Here is an 18,053-nt window from a genome sequence, read left to right on the forward strand (position 1 = left end):
ACGTGCGCGCTCCCCCAAATAAAACAATTTTCGGATAAATGTGGGTCAATTGATTTAGTGCGATAATTGGTACAAGCATTTTACCCAGCATATCCTGAAATACTCTTTGACCCACCATTATTAATCATTTTTTGTGGTTTTTTCAATATGCTTAAATATCGTTCCCATCTGAGTTTTTTTTGTTAAAAGGTGTGTCATACATGGAATTCAAGTACGTTCCGACCACGTGCCCCTATTGCGGCACAGGTTGCGGATTCAACCTTGTTGTCAAGGACAAGAAGGTTGTCGGCGTCCAGCCGTGGCAACGCAACCCGGTGAACGAAGGCAAGCTCTGCCCCAAGGGCAACTATGCCTGGGAGTTCATCAACAGCCCTGACCGGTTAACAAAGCCCCTCATCAAGAAGGATGGCAAGTTTGTTGAAGCCAGCTGGGACGAGGCCTACAAGCTCATCGCCCAGAAGTTCAAGTCCTACAAGGGCGAAGAGATGGCCTGCCTTGCATCCGCCCGTGTCTCCAATGAAGAGAACTACCTGATGCAGAAGTTTGCCCGTGCTGTTCTAAAGACTCCCAACATCGACCACTGCGCCCGGCTCTGCCATGCGTCCACGGTCGTTGGTCTTGCCGGTGCATTCGGGTCCGGTGCCATGACCCAGTCCATTGCGGATATTGCCGAGTCGAAGTGTCTCCTTGTTATCGGTACGAACACCTTCGAGCAGCACCCGCTGATCGGGCGCCGTATCATGCAGGCAAAGATGAACGGTGCAAAGATCATCTACGCCGACCCCCGTCTCACCCCGACCGGGAAGATCGCTGACCTGCACCTGCAGTTCTACTCGGGTACCGATGTTGCACTGCTGAACTGCTTCATGCAGCTGATCCTCAAGAACGGCTGGGAGAACAAGGACTTCATCAAGAACCGGACCAAGGACTTCGAGAAGGTCAAGGAAGTCGTGATGAAGGATACCTACAGCCCCGAGAACGTCTCGAAGATCACGGGCGTTCCTGCGGAAGACATTATCAAGGCTGCCGAATGGTTCGGCAAGTCGGGACAGTCTGCGGTACTCTACTCGATGGGTATCACCCAGCACACGACCGGTGTTGACAATGTCAAGTCGGTTGCAAACCTCCAGATGCTGACCGGCAACCTCGGCAGACCCGGCACGGGCATCTGCGCACTGCGTGGCCAGAACAATGTCCAGGGCGCCTGCGACATGGGAGCCCTTGCAAATGTATACTCCGGCTACCAGTCCGTTCTCGTTCCCGAGATGAAGAAGAAGATGGAAGACGCCTGGGGCTGCCAGATTGCCGAGGGCAAAGTTGGCCTGACAGTCACCACGCTGATCAACACTCTCGCTGACGAGCCCGGGAAAGTCAAGTGCGTGTACATCATGGGTGAGAACCCGATGCTGTCTGACCCTGACCTCCACCACGTGGAGAAGGGCTTAAAGAACGCAGAGTTCATTGTCGTGCAGGATATCTTCCTGACCGAGACCGCCCAGCTCGCCGATGTTGTCCTTCCGGCAACCTGCTTTGCCGAGAAAGACGGCACCCAGACCTCGACCGAACGCCGTGTCCAGAAGTGGAGGAAGGCCCAGGACCCGCCCGGCGAGGCACGTGCTGACTGGAAGATCATCTGTGAACTCGGAGCGGCAATGGGATACGAGAAGCAGTTCCCCTACAAGAGCGCCGAGGAGATCTTCAACGAGATCGCCAGGGTCACCCCGTCCTATGGTGGAATGACCTATGCCCGGCTCGAGAAGCCCGAGGCACTCCACTGGCCCTGCCCGACTGCTGAACACCCGGGCACCCCGATCCTGCACAAGGAGAAGTTCTCCCACCCGGACGGTCTTGGAATCTTCACCCCGATCGAGTGGAAAGCCCAGGCCGAAGTCCCGGACAAGGAGTACCCGTTCCTCCTCACCACCGGCCGCTGCATCTGGCACTGGCATACCGGCAGCATGACCCGCCGCTCCCCGAGCCTGGAGCGCGAGGAGCCGACCGGATGGGTCGAGATCAACCCTGAAGACGCAAAGGCACTGGGGATTGCAGACAAGGAGATGCTCAAGGTATCCTCCCGCCGTGGCGATATCAAGATCGGTGCCCGTGTAACGAAGACGATCAAGAAGGGCGTCGTGTTCATCCCGTTCCACTTCATCGAGTGTGCGGCAAACATCCTCACCATCAACGCGCTCGATCCCGTGGCAAAGATTCCCGAGTTCAAGGCATGTGCCTGTAAAATCGAGAAGATCAAGGAGGCCTGAAGATGGCAAAGAAAGGCGATATGCTCTACGCGTGGACCAACGACGCAGAGATCAAGAAGAAGGCCGAACTCGGCGGTGCTGTCACGGCACTCTGGAAATTCGCGCTGGAGTCCAAGGCAGTTGACGCTGTCCTTGTCATTACCAAGGGGACTGACCTCTACGATGCGCAGCCGGTCCTCATCACCGACCCCAAGGAACTCGCAAAGACTGCCGGGTCCCTCCACTGCGGGACGCTCCTCCTGCCCAAACTGGTCAAGAAGTACATGGATGGCGCCGAGAACATGAAGATCGGTGTCACCGTCAAGGGTTGCGATGCGATGGCGTTCTACGAACTCGCCAAGCGCAAGCAGATCAACCTTGACAACGTTGTCATGATCGGTGTCAACTGCGGTGGATCGGTCAGCCCGGTCCTCGCCCGCAGGATGATCACCGAGAAGTACGGCGTTGACCCGGACAAAGTCCACAAGGAAGAGATCGACAAGGGCCAGTTCATCATCGAGTACGAGGGAGGTCACAAGGGCATCTCCGTTGACGAGCTCGAAGAGGCAGGCTATGGCCGGCGTTCGAACTGCCGCCGCTGCAAGATGAAGATCCCCCGGCAGGCAGACCTTGCCTGTGGTAACTGGGGTGTCATCGGCGAGAAGGCCGGCAAGGCAACCTTTGTTGAAGTCTGTTCCGAGAAAGGTGCGAACCTCGTTTCAGGTGCAGTCAAGAACGGCATCCTTGCGACCGAGGCAGCCAACCCCAAGGGCCTCGAGATCCGCGGAAAGGTCGAGGGTGCAATGCTGAAGCTTGGCGACAAGTGGCGCAAGCACGACTTCGAGGCACTCGGAGAGGGAAAAGACCGGCTCAAGAAGATTATGACCGAGACATCCCGCTGCATCAAGTGCTACAGCTGTATCTCGGCCTGCCCGATCTGTTATTGCGTTGACTGCACGACCAAGAACCCGGCGTATGTCAAGCCCGGGGAGCTTCCTCCGAACTTCATGTTCCACCTGATCCGGTTTGCCCACATTGCCGACTCCTGCGTGAACTGCGGCCAGTGCCAGGAACTCTGCCCTGCAGAGATCCCGAACGCGCTCTTCATGCACGCCCAGCAGGTCGAGCTCGAGAAGATGTTCGGCCATACTCCGGGCGTCGACATGGAACTTCCAATCCTTGCATATGCAGAGGAGCAGGTCGAACGCAAGAGGTTGCACAACACCGGCAGCGACATGATCTACCTGAATGTGTTTAACCCGATGTCACAACACTAAACCTTTTTTTTATTGTTTTACGAAGAAGAATAACCAAAGGGGATTTTTCTTATTTGTCTTATCTTAGGATCAGTCCTTGGTCGGACTGAATCGCTCAAGGTAACAGTAATCGTAAGCCCTTTTTTCACCAGGTCTGAGTGCAAGCAGCGAACTGTCGGCATGGTCCTCGCACAGGTAGGACACACAGGTTCCAAGCGACTGGATCCCGATCGCATCCTTGTCACACAATTCACACTTGATTTTTTCAGCCATTGTCATCTCCCGGAGGTTGTGTAAAGAAAATTGTACGAATTTTCTCGCCATTTGTGTTGCTGTAACCATTATCTGGAAGGTTTTTCTATCAGCTGTACCGTTCAAGGTAACAAACGCCATACGTTTTTTTCTCGCCGGGTTTAAGCGCAAGGAGGAGGCTGTCGGCATGGTCTTGGCAGACATATTCAAAACCTCCTTCCATCGACTGGAATCCGATGGCTTCTTTGCCACACCGTTCGCACTTATGTTTTTCAGCCATGATCATTTCCTTTGGATTGTTTCCTAATACACCTTTGGAATGGGTAAATGCTCCCCCTGACAGCAAACTCCCCAACTATTTCCGGCCGGTATTCAGTCCTTTCGGTTCCGGAAAACGGAGGAAGCTTCGGGCCAGAATGCCATAAGTGGTATACCTGATGAGATGAATATAAAAGGTAGACTTCGGCTGAGAAGCAGGGAAGGCCGCATGGAATTCAGAGTTCAGGTGAATATATGGTAAAACGGTATCTCCAGGTTAAACCGCTCGATGATGTGCTCGCACTTCTGGGTCGTGAGTTCTCCTGCATACCCTCTGTCATTACGGTACCGCTGGAAAACGCATCGGGGCGGATCACAGTGGGGCCAATCTTTGCCAAATATTCCGTACCGGAGATCCACCTCTCCGCAATGGACGGGATCGCGGTTGTGAGTGCAGATACAAAAGGAGCCTCCGAGCAGCACCCTGTCACTCTGCCGCGTACGGTCCGGGTGAATACCGGCAATGTTGTACCTCAGGAATACGATGCGGTTATCATGATCGAAGATGTCTGGGAGGAATCCGGGAAATATACTATCCGAAAGTCCGCAAGCCCGTGGCAGCATGTCCGGCCGGCCGGGGAGGACCTTGCTGAATCGGAAATGGTAATGCCCTCGCGCCACCGTATCCGCCCGCACGAGACCGGGGGCCTTGCCACATACGGTATCACGGAAGTTGATGTGATCACGGTCCGCATTGGTCTCGTACCCACAGGCAGCGAGCTCGTTGCAGCCGGGACACGCCCTGCTCCGGGCCAGGTTGTTGAGAGTAACACGCTCATGGCAAAAGCGATACTCGATGAGGTTGGGGCGACCTGCATACGGTACCCTTTTGTCGAGGATACCCCGGAGAAAATCCGCAATGCTATCAGGAAAGCCTGCAGTGAGAATGACCTTGTTATTGTCTCGGCCGGGTCATCCGCGGGAACGAAAGATTATACCGCGGACGTGATCGCGGAACTTGGTGTGGTGCTGGTCCACGGCATTGCGACCAAGCCTGGGAAACCGGCCATCATCGGCCGGGTGGACGGGAAGCCGGTCATCGGTCTGCCCGGTTATCCTCTCTCGGCGCTGACCGTTCTCCGTGAACTGGTCCTGCCCCTGATGAGGATGTATGGACTCTTTGTTCCTCCTTACCGTATTGTTCAGGCGCAGGTGACCACGGCACTTGCCAAGGAGATCGGCTCGGATGAGTATGTTGCCTGCACGCTCGGGAAGGTCGGGGATCGCTTTGTCATATCACCGCAGTCCAAGGGTGCCGGTGTCCAGATGAGCGCGATCCGGTCAAACGCGTATATACGGCTCCCCCGCGACTCGGAAGGATTCAACGCAGGAGATCTCGTGGACGCACGACTGCTGGTACCGGAGGAGGAAGCAGAGAATGCCCTCCTTATTACAGGCAGCCACGACCCGGCCATCGATTACCTGGCCGACCTCCTCCGGCCAAAGGGTGTCTCGCTTATTTCAACTCACGTGGGGAGTATGGGAGGGATCCTTGCCCTGAGAAAGGATGAATGCCATGCGGCACCGACTCACCTCCTTGCAGATGATGGGACCTACAACATCACGTACGTGCAGAAGTATCTCGGGGTTACGGAAGTCGATCTCCTCTGCGTAGCCGAACGGCAACAGGGTGTGGTCTCACGTGACGGGCTCTCGTTTACGGATCTCCCCGGACGGCTGTTCGTCAACCGCCAGAAGGGGTCCGGGACCCGCATGCTGCTTGATTACCAGCTGAAGAAAGCAGGTATTGACCCGGGAACAATTCCGGGATATGAACGGGAAGTGACCACGCATATCGCAGTCGCGCTTGCCGTCAAGAGCAGGGAGGCGGATGCCGGTCTCTGCGTGTACAGTGCGGCAAAGGCCCTGAATCTGCCGTTTGTCCCGGTAGCGAGCGAGCGGTACGAACTGGCCATACGCCGGGAACATGCAACGGACCCGCGTGTCGTGGCACTCATGGAAGCGATCCGGTCAAAGGAATTCAAATCAATTCTTGAACAGCTGGGTGGCTATGAAACAATGGAAACAGGAACGATCCGGCAAGGTAGCCCGTGATCCTGCGCGGGGGAATCCGGCCTGCTGTGAACAATTACTAGTCGATCGGCCCTTCAAAACGAGATATTTCCAGCAGGGCTCTCTCGTTATTTAATGAAAATGATTAACTTTTTTCCGGCACAGGTACCGGAATGAACAGGAATAACCACTCCTTCATTTGGAAAGTGGGGGGGTCATCCAGAAAATTTTCCGTCATAAGTTAATTACTTAAGAATGAAATTTTTTTTTGTAAACCTTATTTAATGAAGTTGTATGAATGTTCATTTGGAAACCTTTAACTAACTAGCCGGGAAATCATAATTTTACGACGACAGTGTGTGTGATACGCATGGCGTTTTCTGTACATGTAAACATGGAGCGGTGCACCGGTTGTGGCAACTGTGTCATCGCATGCCCGGTTGATGCCCTCGAGCTATACACCGTGGACCCGGCAACCAAGGAGAAGATCTATGCCGTGAAGAACGGTAAGTCGATCCACCTCGATGTCAAGGCCGAGCTCTGTGCTGGCTGCGGCGTCTGCGTGAACGCCTGCCCGTACGATGTCATCCGCCTCTCCGGAAAGGGAGCACGAATCCCTTCAGAGGCCTGAAGCGAGGAATACCATGGCAAACTCAATCAGCGTTAACCTGATCTCCGGCAGGACCATCCAGCAGGGCGTTGCAATCGAGAGCGGCAAGGAGAAGCCCTCATACCGCACCGCCTGCGGCATCATCGAAATGGACCAATCAGACCTGAAGAAACTCGGTGCCTGGAAGAACACCAACGTAAAGGTCACGACCGATTATGGGAGTGTTATTGTCAAGGCCATCGAGGCCACGCAGGGCCCCCACCCGGGCGTTGCATTCATCCCGATGGGCCCCTGGGCAAACTCCGTTGTCAGCAACAACACCTACTCCACCGGGATGCCCACCTTCAAGGGTACGCCCGCAAAGGTTGAAGTTGCGATCAACGAGCCCGTCCTTTTAGGAATAGAACTCGTCCAGAGACAGTGCGGGGTGAAAGTAGGATGACGAAAGTTATCACTGATGTAATCTGCCCGTTCTGCGGGACCCTCTGCGATGATGTCGAAGTCACCGTATCCGATGACGGCAAGAAGCTCCTCGAAGTGGCAAACGCCTGCGTTATCGGCACCGAGAAGTTCCTCCACTCCCAGTCCTCCGACCGGGTCACGAAACCCCGGCTTCGCCAGGAAGACGGCAGCTGGAAGGAGATCTCCTATGAAGAGGCCGCGGATTATACCGCAAAGCTCCTTGCAAAGGCCAAGAAGCCCCTGATGTACGGCTGGTCCTCCACCAACTGCGAGGCCCAGAGCGTAGGTAACGAGATCGCCGAGATCGCAAAGGCCTGCTGTGACAACACCGCAGCTGTCTGCCACGGGACCACCCTCATTGCCGTTCAGGATATCGGTCTCCCGAGCTGTACTCTTGGGGAAGTCAAGAACCGTGCTGACCGTGTCATCTTCTGGGGCTGCAACCCGGCACACGCCCACCCCCGGCACATGTCCCGGTACTCCATCTTCCCCCGTGGTTTCTTCACCGGCAAGGGACAGATGAGCAGGAAGCTTGTTGTCGTCGACCCCCGCTGCACTGACACCGCCAAGATGGCCGATGTCCACCTGCAGATCGAACAGGGTCGCGACTATGAGCTTCTTGACGCCCTCCGTGTTGCCCTCAAAGGCGAGTGGCTCCCGGATGTAGTGGCAGGCATTCCCGCAGAGAAGATCCGCGAGGTTGCAGACATCTTAAAGAGCGGCCGGTTCGGTATCATCTTCTTCGGTATGGGTGTTACCCAGTCACTCTCCAAAAACCACAACATTGATGCGGCGATCGCGCTCACAAAGGACCTCAACGAGTACACGAAATATTCGATCATGCCGATGCGGGGCCACTACAATGTTACCGGCTCCGGAGAAGTCTTTGCCTGGCAGTTCGGGTTCCCGTACTCCGTTGACCTCACCCGAGGCTTTGCCCGCTACAACCCCGGCGACTCGAGTTCGATCGACCTCCTGCTCCGCGGGGAAGTCGATGCCATGTTCACCATCGGCAGCGACCCGGGTGCACACTTCCCGATCAGCGCCGTGAAGCAGATAGCAAAGGTCGACTCGGTCTGTATCGATCCCCACATGACCCCGACCTCCGGTGTCTCCAAGCTCCACGTACCCGTTGCCTTCAACGGTGTCGAGACCGGCGGGAACTGCTACCGCATGGACAATGTCCCGATCGACTGCCGCAAGGTTGTCGAGCCGCCCGAGGGCATGAAGACGGACCTTGAGTTCCTCACCATGGTCTGTGACCGGTTAAAGAAGCTGAAGGGGGTAGCATAACATGTCGGAATACATCATCAGGAACGGCCATGTCTTTGACCCCGTCCAGGGCATCAAGGGCGACAAGAAGGACATCTGCATCAAGGACGGGAAGATCGTTGACAAGGTCGGTTCCTCTGCAAAAGTGATCGATGCAAAGGACAAGACCGTCATGGCAGGCGCCGTGGAGATCCACGCCCACGTTGCCGGCCCCAAGGTCAACCTCGGCCGCATCTACCGGCCCGAGGACAAGCTCTTCAGCTGCACCCCGACAAAGGGCATGGAGCGGATGGGCGGCGGCGCCTCGATCCCGACCACGTTCAAGACCGGGTACGAATACGCAAAGATGGGATTTGCCGTAGCCATGGAGGCTGCGATGCCCCCGCTCTTCTCCCGCCACGTGCACGAGGAGATTCGCGACACCCCAATCATCGACGAGGGTGCATTCCCGGTCTTCGGGAACAACTGGTTCGTCCTCGAATACCTCAAGAACCACGAGATCGAGAACACTGCGGCATACTGTGCCTGGCTCCTCAATGTCACCAAGGGATACGCACTCAAGGTCGTCAACCCCGGCGGCACGGAAGCCTGGGGCTGGGGCCTGAACTGTCTCACGGTCAACGATCCCGTCCCGTACTTCGACATCACCCCGGCAGAGATCATCAAGGGGCTTATCGAGGCAAATGAGTACTTAGGCCTCCCCCACTCGATGCACATCCACCCGAACAACCTCGGGAACCCCGGCTGCTACGAGACAACTCTCGACACCATGAAGCTCGCCGAGGGCATCAAGGCAAAGAACAAGTTCGGCCGTGAGCAGGTCCTGCACCTCACCCACACCCAGTTCCACTCTTACGGTGGCACCAACTGGGGCGACTTTGAGTCCAAGGCCAAGGAAGTCACCGACTACGTCAACAAGAACAAGAACATCACCATCGATACCGGTAACGTCACCCTTGACGAGACCACCACGATGACTGCCGATGGCCCGTTCGAGCACCACCTCACCGGCCTCAACCACCTCAAGTGGGCAAATGTCGATGTTGAGCTCGAGACGGCAGCCGGTGTTGTCCCGTACATCTACAGCCCGTCAATCTCTGTCTGTGCCATCCAGTGGGCAATCGGGCTTGAGATCGCCCTCATGATGAAGGACCCGATGCGCTGCTACATCACCACCGACCACCCGAACGCCGGCCCGTTCACCCGGTACCCCCGCGTGTACAAGTGGCTGATGTCCGAGAAGGCGCGGAAGCAGCAGATCGAGTCCTTCAAGCACAAGGACAAGGTTCTCTCCCAGACTGCCATCGGCACGCTCGACCGCGAGATCTCGCTCTACGAGCTCGCCCAGATGACCCGTGCCGGGCCTGCAAAGTCCCTCGGCCTTGCCGCCATGTGCGGAGGCTTAAAGCCCGGCATGGACGCCGATGTTGCCATCTACAACATCAACCCCGACAAGCCGGTGGCAAACCCCGACGACATCGAGAAGGCCTTTTCCCGCTGCGCCGCGTTCTTCAAGAGCGGCGTCCAGGTTGTCAACAATGGCGAGATTGTCAGCAATGGCAACAAGCGGACCCTCTGGGTCAACGTCAAGGCAAAGGAGAACCCGCAGGTTGCCCGCGACATCAACGAGAAGTTCGTCAAGTATTACAGCATGACGCAGGCCAACTACGAAGCGCTCGGGCACCACTTTGTCCCGAACCCGTATGCAATCGAGGTTGATGCAACACAAGTGTAGGTGGAAGAAGATGGAAACCGTTACCATTACTATGAAAAATGCGCCTGCACTGTATCTTGAGGCAGACACCATCTCTCCCGATGCATTCGCCGGCAAGAGTGCGGCCCAGATCGCAGAGCTCCCGGTTTTTGAGGGGAACGTCCCCTCAACTCTTGGCAAATACTTCGAGGTCAGCGGCAATGCCGGGGCAACTGCAGCCGACACGAAGATCGTTGTCAAAGGCGACGCGAAGAAAGTCAAGTATATCGGCTTCAAGATGACTGCCGGTGAGGTAGTCATCGAGGGCCCGGCCGACCAGTATGTCGGTGCCTGGATGAAGGGCGGAAATCTCACCGCTAAGGGCGATGTGGGTGCATTCGCTGCAACTGCCATGAAGGGCGGCGAAATGGTCATCGAAGGTAATGCCGGCAACTACCTTGGCGCTGCATATCGCGGCGACTGGAGAGGCATGTCCGGTGGCAAGATCCTTGTCAAGGGCAATGCAGGGTCCGACACCGGTATGTACATGCTCGGTGGGGAAATCACCATCAACGGCAACTGCGATGTCCACATTATGACCCATGCCGAGGGCGGTAAGGTCACCATCAAGGGCAATGCAGCAAGCAAGCTCGGCGGCCAGATGGTTGAGGGCACCATTATAGTTTTCGGCAATATCGATGTCATGATGCCCGGATTCAAGCCGAATGGCGAAGTCGAGCTCGAAGTCGACGGCACCAAGGCAAAGTTCGCCCACTTTATCGGCGACATGGGCGAGCGCCACAAGAAGAAGAAAGGCGTCGTCGTGTACGGGAACCTGTACAAGAAGATCTAATCTTCCCTTTTTTCCCTGCACACAACACACACATTCATAAAAACAGGAAAAACAGAAGAGAGAATCCAACCATGGATTCTTCTCCTGTTTGTTAACCCGGAAAGCTGTGGATCACGTCACGGTTTTCCGGCATCCTCTGCGCTCCGGGCTTCCGGTACCTGCCTGAGGATCTCTTCCCTGAACTTCTCGAAATGGAGATCGTCCAGCTGCTCTGAGAGGAGCCGCCCGCTCCAGGCCCGACGGTAGACCCAGTCCACAATCTTCTCGATCACAAAGAGCACCTGCTCTTCGGTTTTTACCGTAAGCAGCTTACGACCGACTTTCGGGTGCCTACCGCGGCGACCCCCGACGGTAATCAGGAAGTGCCGGTCTTCTGCCTTGACGAGATCAAAGGAACAGGACTGGACGCAGACACCGCATTCCACGCACTTGTTCTCGTCCAGCACCGAGATGCCGTTCTTGATCCTGATTGCGCCCTCCTTGCAGTAGAAGACACAGCTGCCACAGCCGGTACAAATCCGTTCCTTTGTCCGGACGGGCCTGACACGGCCGATCACGCCGATCTCGTTCAGCATCGGGCTGGTGCAGGCGTTCGGGCAGCCGGAGAGGGCAATGCGCATCTTGACCGGCATCACCTTGCCAAAGAGTTTTGCATCGATCTTCTGTGTGAGGCTGATGGTATCGATATTGGCAAATTTGCACCGCTCAGTGCCGGGACAGGAGATGATATTCACAATCTCGTCCCGCTCTGAACCGACCGGTGTCCCGTTCTTTTCTAGGGCAAGGGCCATTTTTTTGAGATGTTTCGGATCGACATGCGGAATTTCGATAGTCTGCCGGGTGGTGCAATGGACCTCTCCGCTGCCATAGGTCTTTGCTATCTTGGCAATTCCCCGCAATTGTTCGACAGAGAGGATGCCGGCCGGAGCCCGAATCCGGATGGTCGAGAGGTCTGGATTCCGCTCGGTGATGACCCCGCCTTTCATGTGGATACCGATATCGCGCTGCATCGTCAGTACTCTGGGAGAGGGAGATAATTAAGAGTGGGGTTGTGGCAGGGGAATTGGGGCCTCCTGTACCCCCTTTTGCCTTGGCGCTTAGGAAATCAGTAATAGATCAGCGACCCGTTTCCCAGCAGGTGTTTATCACTGGCCGGTGTGAGTTCAGCACGCATACCCGGTGCAGCAGCAGTCGTGGTATCGATGAGCAGGCCCACTTCCCCCAGCGGAGCAGTGACCGTCCTCTTGGCAAGCAGGGTGCTGTTGTTGTAGATCTCGACGGTAAGCGGCTCGGGCGAGGTGTCTAGTTTGCGGATTGTTGCCTGGACAATGCTCTTTGTCATCAGGATGGAGAAGTTCTGGTCCCCCCTGCCGGAGACCTGGCGCAGGAGCCCAGGATTCCCGATTGAACCGGCAAAGTCGCCGGGACAGATAACCCGGACATAAACGCCGGCAGGCTGAATATCTGCCGGGGCCTGCCCCTGAACGGGTGCCGTTCCGGCGGAGGGCGTTATCGTGATGACCGTGTCTCTGTACGGTGAGCCGTAGAGGGAGTTCACGGCAAACGCTGCCACGGCAAGGATTGCGATAATGGCAATAATGGCAAGGGCCGCAGCAATGAGGGAAGACTTCCGGACGGGAGTTGATTTTCTCCTGGGCCACTTGGCGGAGCCGTCCTGTGCTGGCACTCGATTCTTTGGAGAATTGGGGTGGGCTGGGACCGCGACTTTTGGCGTGTAGGTCCCCGGAAGTTCGCGCTTCTCGCCCGGGGTCTGCCGGGCAGGAGGAGCATCCGGGGCGGGTTTCAGGGCAGGATCGGGAAGGGCCGAGGTTGTTTTCACGATCGGTTCGTCCACAGGCAGCAAATCCGGTGTATTCTGGATCGCTTTGAGGGATTCCGTGGCAGCCTGGACGATGTTTTTAAACGGCTCCTGCGAGCGGTACTCCGCGACAAATGCTTTTTGTGCCGGGGGTGATTGCGGTGTTTCAACCGGCTCAGTCCGTGGCGGAGGGATGTGAATCCCGGCAAACGGGTCCCGGGGAACCGCTTCCTGAACCGGGGGTATTTCCGGTTCCGGAAGCAGTTTCTGGCTGGACGACTCCTCTGCGTCTTGTTCTTCAGCAATGTGTTCGGCCTCTGTGCGGGGGGTCTCTTTCTCCCGCGCCGGGATTGACGGGAGTGTCTCCTCACGCATTTCCGTTGCAGGTTCTACCATCCCGCTCTTTTGAGTTTTTTCCTCAAGGAAGAACTCCAGCGAATCAGGCTCCTGCTCGGTGATGATCACGGGCTCGGCAATCGGTGGCGCGGGTTCAGCTACGGATGACCGTGGGCGGACGGGCTCGGGAGCTTCCCAGCGCCTCACTGATGGCTGGAGACCGTTCTTTTTTGCCACCGGCACAACGGTGCTCTGTGCCTCCTGTTCGCGTGCCCTGATGACCAGCTCAATGAGCCTCTTCACCCAGAGTTCGCGCTCATGACGCCGCTTCTCGCCGAGGTTCTGGGTGAAGATGAGACTCACCTGCGCCGAATTGCTGAACGTGCTCGTTTCTTTCAGCGTGAGGATGACGGCCGGTTCACCGGTGGCAGCCTTGCCGCCTTTGACGGTCACGATGTCGGAAAATGGTATCATCTCCGGCTCAAGCCGGTCGTACCGGCTGTCCATGAGGATGAGGCGCTGGTTTGTCAGCATTGCGTCGTACAGGACAGAGCCGGTGCTCACGCGGTGGGTTGTCAGGACAATGGATTCGCCGCGGTTCAGGTACGGGACGCTCATGATACCTCAGTATCATCTCATCTTTGTTGTACGGGAAGATATGCTTTTTAGCCGGCCGCTGAACCGAGCGTCCTTGGCTTGATAAGAATCATAAGGGGATCCAGAGACCCTGCCGCCGTCTTGCAGGACCGGAAAGGAAAAACAGGTGAGGTGTGGACCGGGTTCCCTGCCCGGGATCAAGCCGTGGCAAATCGTAGATGTGCTGCTCCCGGCATCCGGCCCATAAACCAGAGGTATGTGGGTAAATCCTGTTGTGTGTGCATGCGTCCGGTTGGTGCGTGTATCCAAAGGGACACATAGGTATTGACACTGGTAACTTATAATATTTTTTGTTTAACTTTATTGATATGTTTAATATTATTAATTTACTTTACGGAGGGGGACTATGATATAGGATTGCATAACGAGGCAACTGCCGGAAAATGATACGCCTGTCCGTCAGCGAACGATACGGTTTCGCGAGAGAAATTATGAGTCCCGCACTATTAATTTGTATCAATTTACTTATTTCAGTAATAAAAGAAAATAGTTTTACCCTATTCCAACCTACACATCCGTGCAGAGGAACGATTCTTATGCAACAGAAATCATCGACACGAACCCTCATGATCATCGGTATCGTCATCAACCTGCTGCTTGTAACGGCATTGATCGCCGGTTGCACGTCCACTTCAACGGCTCCTGCCACACCGTCTGCAACCGCAGCACCGGTGTCGACACCGGCCGCTCTGGAGACTGCTGCACCCACGCTTGTCGTGACCACGGCAGCTCCTGCCGCAACCAAGGAAGCTGTGAAACCCACCAGCACCCCCAAACCGGTCTACACGTATTCTGAAGGAAATGTTGTTGCCTACACCGCAGCGTCACTTTCCGGTGTGTCACCGAAGCTTGCTGAGGGCTTTGAGAAAATGTACCCTGGACACAAGGTGGTTTTCAACCTGGCAGGAACCCAGGCCCTCAAGACCCAGGTCCAGAATGGCGCCTACTGCGATGTCTTCATCTCGGCCAGCAATTCCTACACCAATGAACTGACAAAAGGCGGCTACTTTGTCTCCGGCACGGTAAAGCCGCTCACGTCCAACTACGTGATTGTGATCCTGCCCAAGGACAATCCGGCAAACATCAGATCGCTCTCCGATCTTGCCAAAAAGGGAGTGAAGATTGCCGTTGCCGATAAGAGCGTCCCGGTCGGGACCGCAACAACGTCTGTGATTGCAAACCTGGCGAAGTCTGCCAACTATGGCAAGGAATGGAACAGCTCCGTATATGGCAACATTGTGACATATGAGACCTCCGAACCTGCTGTTGCGGGCAAGGTTGAGCTTGGTGAAGTAGATGCAGGGTTCGTGTACGAGTCTACGTACATCGCCGGCAAGGACAAGTTCGTAGCCATTTCGGTCCCGAAAGCGATCAATTACCTCCAGACCTACACAATCGGTGTTATGAAAGACTCCACGAGCAAGGGGGCAGCAGCCGATTTCGAGACTTTCATGCTCTCAGCGGATGGCCAGCAGATCCTTGAGGACTATGGCTTCAGGCCCCTCTAATCCTTTTTATTTATTATATCCGGGAGTTTACCTGTATTGTTGAACACCCATTCGGATCAGGTCCGGCTCCATGAAACCACCATCCCTCATCCCGGAAAAATACCGTCGTCTCTTCCTGTACACCGGAGCTATTGTCCTGGTCCTTTCAGTCACACTTTACCTGGCACTGCCAATCGCCGCGCTCTTCTTCCGTACAACTCCCGAGCTGTTCTGGGCATCGCTTTCCGATCCTCTTGTGATCAGCGCGCTCTGGCTGAGCCTCACAACATCGGCGATCTCACTCCTGGTCGTCATCCTTGTCGGCACCCCCTTTGCGTATGTGCACTCCCGCTCCGCCTACCCGGGAAAAGTACTGGTGGACACGCTCATCGATCTCCCTCTTGTCCTTCCCCCGGCGGTGGCAGGGTTTGCCCTCCTCGTGCTCTACGGGAGGATGGGGCTTCTCGGCCAGTACTTCAGGATGCTGGGGATCCCGATCGCCTTCACCACGCTTGCCGTCATCATGGCCCAGATCTTCGTTGCCTCGCCCTTCTATCTCAGGCAGGCAAAATCCCTCTTCGAGCAGTTCGACAGGAGTTATGAGCACACCGCCCGGACCCTCGGGGCTTCCCCCCTGCGTACATTCCTGACCATCACCCTCCCGCTGACGGCAGGAGGACTTGTCTCCGGAGCGGTCATGACCTTTGGCCGGGCCCTTGGCGAGTTTGGTGCTACCATCATGTTTGCTGGGAACCTCCCGGGGGTCACCCAGACCATGCCCCTTGCGGTCTATGTGGGAATGGAGAGCAATTTCAATCTCGGGCTGACCATATCCATCCTGCTCGTTATCATCTCCTTCCTCATTATGATTGCGGTGAGAATCCTCACAAAAACCGAGGTGCCGCATGCTTGATGCAGCAATCCGGAAAAAACTGAGGGACTTTGAGCTTGATCTCTCATTTTCGGTCCGCCCCGGCGGGATCCTTGTCCTGATGGGAAGCAATGGTTCGGGAAAATCCACGACCCTCAATATCCTTGCCGGGCTCCTTGAACCGGACGCCGGTTGCATCCGCCTGAACGGTACAACCTTCTGTGAACCGCGCCGGAATATCTCTGTCCCGATTGAGGACCGCAGGATCGGGTATGTCTTCCAGAACACGGCGGTCTTTCCCCACTTGTCGGTCAGAGAGAATATTGCATACGGGCTCCGGGCACACAACGCAAGCTCACAGGAGATCGAAGAACAGGTCAGGAATCTTATTCAGACCATGGGCCTTGGTGACCTTTCCGGGGTCACAGCCTCCCGCCTGTCCGGCGGCCAGAAACAACGGGTTGCCCTTGCCCGGGCGATCGCGATCCGGCCAACGCTCCTGATGATGGATGAGCCTTTTTCTTCTCTGGATCTTGAAAGCACCCATACTGTCAAACAGCTGATAAAAACATTCGTCGACCGCATGCATATCCCCTGCATCATCGTCACTCACCGCGTGGCCGACTGTCACGAGATCGGGGACCGGGTCCTCGTGATCGCTTCCGGGAAAAAGGAATGGGAAGGGCGTCCGCAGGATATGCCCGCTGACTGTTCCGTGTGCCGGTGCCCGTCAGGAAGGCCGTAAGTCCGCATGGATCTCGACGGTCCCGTAGGGCTTTGTGGTTGAGCTGCCTTTGACCATGACCCCGTCTTCATAGATGGACACCACAAGAAGATCACCAGATGCATCCAGTTTCTGGACAACTGCATCGACAATCTGGTCTTTTGCCGGGATCTGGTAGTATTGTTCCCCGCTTGCGGATACCTCCCTTATACGGCCTGAGGTGCCATACGCGGCTGTGTATTTCCCATAGTACTGGATTCTGACCCAGACCCCCGAGAGCTGGGGAGCAGGAGCCTGCGTTGCTTCGGGAACCGCAGTTGCCGTCACAACGGGTGTGGTTTCCGGTGTCTCCGCTGGCTCTTGTGTTGCCACAGTTGTCGGCTGCTCTGTGGCAGCACGTGAAGGCGTGACTGATGGTATCACTTCTGTGGGAACTGGTGTCACGGGAGTTTTTGGAAGATTGCCGGTAAATGTGGGTGCAAGGAACGTGACTGCTGCAACAAGGGTGATTACAAGGACCAGCACGATCCCGGCTGCAAGGAAGATGCGGCGGTTGCCGGAGGAAGCCTTTGCCCGGGGTTTCCGTGGTGCAAGAGGGGGATTGACATGCCCTCCTGCTTCCGTTCCTGTTCCCTCTCCCATCCCCCCTTCTTCCTCGGGAAGTTCACCGGCAACCCAGGGAGGCACGAGTTCAGCAGGTTTCACTCCGCCCTCCTTCTGTTCACCAAGGCTCATCTCCCGGATCTTTGCAGCCCATTCATCCCGTTCACTGGTCCGTTTCTGCCGGGGAGCCTGCGGGAAGACGATACCGAGGGTGTGGCGTGTCTCATCCGGAAGCACAATGGAAAGGGAGAGGACCGGGTCCATCGAGGTATTCTCTCCAATGGTTACTGTCTCTACTGATGCAAAGGGAATGTCCTGCGGCCGCAGCCGCGAGTGGCGGGCATCAACAAGGATAAGGCGCTGGCTGGTCAGGATCGCCTCTGCCGGTGTCGTGTTGATAACCACGTTATGCGTTGACAGGATGATTGCTTCATTGCCGTTCAGGTAAGGGCTTCCCATAATCCCACGTTCCTATCACTCATGTGCGTTCTGAAGGGCAATAGCCCTTGTTGTTACCGGAGGCCACAGGTGCGCTTTCGCACGATGTCCCGTGTCTGTGATACCCTGCCGGGACAACAAGGAATCGT

The 18,053-nt window shown here is 56.1% G+C and carries 16 protein-coding genes; 11 read left to right on the forward strand and 5 right to left on the reverse strand.

Features of this window, described 5'->3' with window-relative positions:
• The first annotated feature begins 200 nt into the window (after window positions 1-200).
• Together fdhF and METFOR_RS03415 are read left to right on the forward strand one after the other, a co-directional pair.
• Window positions 201-2,261: a formate dehydrogenase subunit alpha gene (gene fdhF / locus METFOR_RS03410; RefSeq protein WP_015284701.1), complete on the forward strand. Its 2,061-nt coding sequence runs from the start codon at window positions 201-203 to the stop codon at window positions 2,259-2,261.
• A gap of 2 nt (window positions 2,262-2,263) precedes the next feature.
• Window positions 2,264-3,517 carry a Coenzyme F420 hydrogenase/dehydrogenase, beta subunit C-terminal domain gene (locus METFOR_RS03415; protein ID WP_015284702.1) on the forward strand — a complete coding sequence of 418 codons (1,254 nt, stop codon included), beginning with the start codon at window positions 2,264-2,266 and terminating at the stop codon, window positions 3,515-3,517.
• Window positions 3,518-3,586: 69 nt separating this feature from the next.
• Here METFOR_RS03415 and METFOR_RS03420 read toward each other — a convergent pair whose 3' ends face one another.
• On the reverse strand, window positions 3,587-3,769 hold the full coding sequence (locus tag METFOR_RS03420; RefSeq protein WP_015284703.1) for a hypothetical protein: 183 nt from the start codon (window positions 3,767-3,769) through the stop codon (window positions 3,587-3,589).
• An 88-nt stretch (window positions 3,770-3,857) separates the two neighbouring features.
• On the reverse strand, window positions 3,858-4,028 hold the full coding sequence (locus METFOR_RS15720) for a hypothetical protein (RefSeq protein ID WP_015284704.1): 171 nt from the start codon (window positions 4,026-4,028) through the stop codon (window positions 3,858-3,860).
• 233 nt (window positions 4,029-4,261) lie between these two features.
• Here METFOR_RS15720 and METFOR_RS03425 point away from each other — a divergent pair, with 233 nt between their 5' ends.
• The 6 genes from METFOR_RS03425 (at window position 4,262) to METFOR_RS03450 (ending at window position 10,969) form a co-directional block, all read left to right on the forward strand.
• Window positions 4,262-6,121 carry a molybdopterin biosynthesis protein gene (locus METFOR_RS03425; RefSeq protein ID WP_015284705.1) on the forward strand — a complete coding sequence of 620 codons (1,860 nt, stop codon included), beginning with the start codon at window positions 4,262-4,264 and terminating at the stop codon, window positions 6,119-6,121.
• A gap of 328 nt (window positions 6,122-6,449) precedes the next feature.
• Window positions 6,450-6,710: a 4Fe-4S dicluster domain-containing protein gene (locus tag METFOR_RS03430; protein WP_015284706.1), complete on the forward strand. Its 261-nt coding sequence runs from the start codon at window positions 6,450-6,452 to the stop codon at window positions 6,708-6,710.
• A gap of 13 nt (window positions 6,711-6,723) precedes the next feature.
• The gene (locus METFOR_RS03435; RefSeq protein ID WP_015284707.1) at window positions 6,724-7,131 is read left to right on the forward strand and encodes a molybdopterin dinucleotide binding domain-containing protein; all 408 of its coding nucleotides are present in this window, start codon (window positions 6,724-6,726) and stop codon (window positions 7,129-7,131) included.
• On the forward strand, window positions 7,128-8,444 hold the full coding sequence (locus tag METFOR_RS03440; protein ID WP_015284708.1) for a formylmethanofuran dehydrogenase subunit B: 1,317 nt from the start codon (window positions 7,128-7,130) through the stop codon (window positions 8,442-8,444). The genes METFOR_RS03435 and METFOR_RS03440 overlap by 4 nt, the downstream gene beginning before the upstream one ends.
• Before the next feature lies 1 nt (window position 8,445).
• The gene (locus tag METFOR_RS03445) at window positions 8,446-10,158 is read left to right on the forward strand and encodes a formylmethanofuran dehydrogenase subunit A (RefSeq protein ID WP_015284709.1); all 1,713 of its coding nucleotides are present in this window, start codon (window positions 8,446-8,448) and stop codon (window positions 10,156-10,158) included.
• A gap of 10 nt (window positions 10,159-10,168) precedes the next feature.
• Window positions 10,169-10,969: a formylmethanofuran dehydrogenase subunit C gene (locus METFOR_RS03450; RefSeq protein WP_015284710.1), complete on the forward strand. Its 801-nt coding sequence runs from the start codon at window positions 10,169-10,171 to the stop codon at window positions 10,967-10,969.
• Between the two features lie 116 nt (window positions 10,970-11,085).
• Here METFOR_RS03450 and METFOR_RS03455 read toward each other — a convergent pair whose 3' ends face one another.
• Together METFOR_RS03455 and METFOR_RS03460 are read right to left on the reverse strand one after the other, a co-directional pair.
• A complete protein-coding gene (locus tag METFOR_RS03455; RefSeq protein WP_015284711.1) occupies window positions 11,086-11,979 on the reverse strand; it encodes a 4Fe-4S dicluster domain-containing protein in 894 nt (297 codons plus the stop codon).
• 95 nt (window positions 11,980-12,074) lie between these two features.
• On the reverse strand, window positions 12,075-13,742 hold the full coding sequence (locus METFOR_RS03460; RefSeq protein ID WP_015284712.1) for a hypothetical protein: 1,668 nt from the start codon (window positions 13,740-13,742) through the stop codon (window positions 12,075-12,077).
• A 575-nt stretch (window positions 13,743-14,317) separates the two neighbouring features.
• Between METFOR_RS03460 and modA the strand changes: the two genes are divergently transcribed.
• The 3 genes from modA to METFOR_RS03475 all read left to right on the forward strand — a co-directional run bounded on the left by modA (window position 14,318) and on the right by METFOR_RS03475 (window position 16,884).
• Window positions 14,318-15,289: a molybdate ABC transporter substrate-binding protein gene (modA, locus tag METFOR_RS03465; protein WP_015284713.1), complete on the forward strand. Its 972-nt coding sequence runs from the start codon at window positions 14,318-14,320 to the stop codon at window positions 15,287-15,289.
• Window positions 15,290-15,359: 70 nt separating this feature from the next.
• The gene (locus METFOR_RS03470; RefSeq protein WP_015284714.1) at window positions 15,360-16,181 is read left to right on the forward strand and encodes an ABC transporter permease; all 822 of its coding nucleotides are present in this window, start codon (window positions 15,360-15,362) and stop codon (window positions 16,179-16,181) included.
• Window positions 16,174-16,884 (forward strand): sulfate/molybdate ABC transporter ATP-binding protein, encoded by a 711-nt coding sequence (locus METFOR_RS03475; RefSeq protein ID WP_015284715.1) that lies wholly within the window; start codon window positions 16,174-16,176, stop codon window positions 16,882-16,884. Before METFOR_RS03470 ends, METFOR_RS03475 begins: the two co-directional genes overlap by 8 nt.
• Here METFOR_RS03475 and METFOR_RS03480 read toward each other — a convergent pair.
• Complete coding sequence (locus METFOR_RS03480; protein WP_015284716.1) at window positions 16,870-17,925, reverse strand: hypothetical protein; 1,056 nt, start codon at window positions 17,923-17,925, stop codon at window positions 16,870-16,872. The two genes, METFOR_RS03475 and METFOR_RS03480, sit on opposite strands and share 15 nt — an antisense overlap.
• Between the last annotated feature and the right edge of the window lie 128 nt (window positions 17,926-18,053).

The organism is Methanoregula formicica SMSP, from assembly GCF_000327485.1.
Classification (GTDB): domain Archaea; phylum Halobacteriota; class Methanomicrobia; order Methanomicrobiales; family Methanospirillaceae; genus Methanoregula; species Methanoregula formicica.